Source organism: Streptomyces viridosporus, from assembly GCF_002078235.1.
In the GTDB taxonomy this organism is placed as follows: Bacteria; Actinomycetota; Actinomycetes; order Streptomycetales; family Streptomycetaceae; genus Streptomyces; species Streptomyces viridosporus.
In genome coordinates, this window is sequence record NZ_MSGP01000673.1 from 1 (window position 1) to 3487 (window position 3487).

Genomic DNA, 3487 nt, shown 5'->3' on the forward strand with positions numbered 1-3487 from the left:
CGCGGTGTTGATGATCGAGCCCCTGCCCTGGCGCCGCATGTGGGGGAGGGCGGCCTTGCAGCACAGGTAGACGGAGGTGAGGTTCACCTCCTGGACGCGCTTCCAGGCCTCCAGTCCCGTCTCCAGGATGGAGGCGTCGTCGGGCGGGGAGATGCCGGCGTTGTTGAAGGCGACGTCGACGCTGCCGTAGGTGTCGTGGGCCGCTCGGAACAGGGCCTCGACCTGCCCGGGGTCGGTGACGTCGACGTCGACGAAGATCCCGCCGGTCTCCTCGGCGGCCGCCTTGCCGCGTGCCTCGTCGACGTCGCCGCAGACGACGTGGGCGCCCTCGGAGGCGAGCCGGCGGGCGGCGGCGAGGCCGATGCCGCTGCCCGCTCCGGTGACGACGGCGGTCCGGCCGACCAGGCGGCGGCAGACGGTGTCCGGGGTCCGGGAAGTCTCTGCGCTCACTGTGCGGGGCCCTCCGTGTTCCGCGTGCTCTCCGTGCTGATGAAGACGTTCTTGGTCTCGGTGAAGGCGGCCAGGGCGTCCGGGCCGAGCTCCCGTCCGACGCCGGACTGCTTGAACCCGCCGAAGGGGGTCCAGTAGCGGACGCTGGAGTGCGAGTTGACGGACAGGTTGCCCGCGCGGACGGCCCGGGAGACGCGCAGGGCGCGGCCGACGTCCCGGGTCCAGATCGAGCCGGACAGGCCGTAGTCGGTGGCGTTGGCCAGGCGTACGGCGTCGGCCTCGTCGTCGAACGGGAGGACCACGGCGACGGGGCCGAAGACCTCCTCGACGGCCACCCGCGCGTGCGGTTCGACGCCGGTGAGGACGGTGGGCGGGAACCAGTGGCCGGGGCCCTCGGGGGCCTTGCCGCGGATGCCGTCGAGGTCGTCGGTGACGTAGGAGCGGACCCGGTCCAGCTGGGGCCCGGAGATCAGCGGGCCCATCTGGACGTGCTCGTCGGCCGGGTCGCCGACCCGGACGGACTCGATCGCGGGGGCGAGGAGGCCGAGGAAGCGGTCGTGGACGTCGCGCTGCACGAGGATGCGGGTGCGGGCGCAGCAGTCCTGGCCGGCGTTGTCGAGGAAGGACATGGGGGCGGCGGCCGCGGCGGCCTCCAGGTCGGCGTCGGCGAAGACGATGTTGGGGCTCTTGCCGCCGAGTTCGAGGGTGACGCGCTTGAGGTGCGCCGCGCCCCGGGCCCACACCCGTCTGCCCACGGACGTCGACCCGGTGAACACGATCTTCGCCACTCCGGGGTGCTCGACGAGCGCGTTGCCGGTGACGGGCCCGTGGCCGGGGAGCACCTGGAACAGCCCTTCGGGGAGCCCCGCCGCGAGGGCCAGTTCGGCCAGGCGCAGGGCGGTGAGGGGGGTGGCCTCGGCGGGCTTGAGGAGCACCGCGTTGCCGGCGGCGAGCGCGGGCGCGGTGCCCCAGGCGGCGACGGGCATCGGGAAGTTCCAGGGGGCGATGACGCCGACGACGCCGAGCGGTTCGAGGAAGGTGACGTCCACGCCCCCGGGGACCGGGATCTGACGGCCGGTCAGGCGTTCCACTCCCCCGGCCGCGTAGTCGAGCAGGTCGCGGACGTTGCCCGCCTCCCAGCGGGCGTTGCCGAGGGTGTGGCCGGCCTCGCGGACCTCCAGGCGGGCCAGTTCCTCGGTGTGCCCGTCGACGGCGGCGGCGAAGCGGCGCAGCAGCCGGGCCCGGTCGCCGGGCGCGAGGGCGGCCCAGGCGGTCTGCGCGCGGGCGGCGCGCGTCACGGCGGCGTCGACGTCGGCGGCCGTCGCCGCCGGGACGGTGGCGATCACCTCCTCGGTCGCGGGGTTGCGTACCTGGAGTGCGGGTGACTCCGGTGGCTCGTGGGACACGGCGGGCCTCACATGCGTTCGAAGGAGCGGCGCCGCTCCCAGTCGGTGACCGCGGCGTCGAAGGCGTCGATCTCGACGCGCGCCATGTTGCGGTAGTGCGCGACGACCTCGTCGCCGAAGGCGGCCTTGGCGATCGCGCTGGTCTCCCACAGCTCGGCGGCCTCGCGCAGGGTGGTGGGGACGCGTTCGAAGGCCGCGGCGTAGGCGTTGCCGGGGCAGGGCTCGGGCAGTTCGAGCCCTTGCTCGATGCCGTACAGGCCGGCCGCGACCATGCCCGCCACCGCGAGGTACGGGTTGACGTCGCCGCCGGGGAGCCGGTTCTCGAAGCGCAGGGAGCGGCCGTGGCCGACCACGCGCAGGGCGCAGGTGCGGTTGTCGCGTCCCCAGGCGACGGCGGTCGGGGCGAAGGAGTCCGGCTGGAACCGCTTGTAGGAGTTGATGTGCGGGGCGTAGAGCAGGGAGAACTCGCGGAGCGCCGCGAGCTGCCCGGCGAGGAAGCGGCGCATGACCTCGGACATGGCGTCCGGCTCCTCGGCGGAGTCCGGCATGGCGGTGGCGCCGTCGACGTGCGCGAGGGAGAGGTGGATGTGGCAGGAGTTGCCCTCGCGCTCGTCGTACTTGGCCATGAAGGTGAGCGAGACGCCCTCCTGGGCGGCGATCTCCTTGGCGCCGGTCTTGTAGACCGCGTGCTGGTCGCAGGTGACCAGGGCCTCGTCGTAGCGGAAGGTGATCTCGTGCTGGCCCGGGTTGCACTCGCCCTTGGCGGACTCGACGGTGAGTCCGGCGCCGGCCATCTCGTTGCGGATGCGGCGCAGCAGGGGCTCGACGCGGCCGGTGCCGAGCACCGAGTAGTCGACGTTGTACCGGTTGGCCGGGGTGAGTCCCCGGTAGCCGGCGTCCCAGGCCTGTTCGTAGGTGTCCCGGAAGACGATGAACTCCAGCTCGGTGCCGACCTGGGCGGTGTAGCCGAGCGCGGCGAGGCGGTCCAGCTGGCGGCGCAGTACCTGCCGGGGGGCGGCGACGACCGGGGAGCCGTCGTCCCAGGCGAGGTCGGCGACGGCCAGGGCGGTGCCCTCGTTCCAGGGCACGCGGCGCAGGGTGGCGAGGTCGGGGTACATGGCGAAGTCGCCGTAGCCGGTCTCCCACGAGGACATCGCGTAGCCGTCGACGGTGTTCATGTCGGCGTCGACGGCGAGCAGGTAGTTGCAGCCCTCGGTGCCGTGCCGGAGGACCTCGTCGAGGAAGAAGCGCGCGGCGAACCGCTTGCCCTGGAGCCGCCCTTGCATGTCGGGGAAGGCCAGGACGACGGTGTCGATCTCGCCGCCCGCGACGAGGGCGTGCAGCTCCTCGACACCGAGCGGGGGTGTGCGGTCTGCCACGGGAGAGCCTCCTCGGGCTTCTTCGGCCGGCCGGGAGCCATAAGGTATTGCCGCGAACCATTGCTTGGGAAGGGGGCACGGCCATATGCCGGAGAACGGGGGCGGCGCGGTCGGGGACCGCCTCGCGCCGGTGCTGCGACCGGTCCGCGCGGGCAACGGCTTCGAGGAGGCGCTGGAGCAGATCCTCCAGGTCCTGCGCCTGGGCCTGGTGGTGGGCGGGGAGCGGCTGCCGGCCGAGCGGGAGCTGGCGGA

3 protein-coding genes and 1 pseudogene are annotated in these 3487 nt (G+C 73.4%); 1 reads left to right on the top strand and 3 read right to left on the bottom strand.

The genetic code is table 11. The features are described 5' to 3' along the window. From B7L92_RS35440 to B7L92_RS35450, 3 genes are all read right to left on the bottom strand, one after another. Positions 1 to 450 (bottom strand): SDR family NAD(P)-dependent oxidoreductase (locus B7L92_RS35440; RefSeq protein WP_143626438.1); only part of this gene is annotated, 450 nt, incomplete at its 3' end. Continuing rightward, positions 447 to 1856, bottom strand: a complete 1410-nt coding sequence (locus tag B7L92_RS35445) for an aldehyde dehydrogenase family protein (protein WP_081241309.1) — start codon at positions 1854 to 1856, stop codon at positions 447 to 449. The genes B7L92_RS35445 and B7L92_RS35440, both read right to left, overlap by 4 nt. A gap of 8 nt (positions 1857 to 1864) precedes the next feature. Beyond that, positions 1865 to 3235 carry a glutamine synthetase family protein gene (locus tag B7L92_RS35450; RefSeq protein ID WP_081241310.1) on the bottom strand — a complete coding sequence of 457 codons (1371 nt, stop codon included), beginning with the start codon at positions 3233 to 3235 and terminating at the stop codon, positions 1865 to 1867. 85 nt (positions 3236 to 3320) lie between these two features. On the opposite strand from B7L92_RS35450, the pseudogene B7L92_RS43125 reads away from it, so the two are divergent. Beyond that, positions 3321 to 3487 (top strand): annotated as a pseudogene (locus B7L92_RS43125) (GntR family transcriptional regulator); the annotation flags it as partial.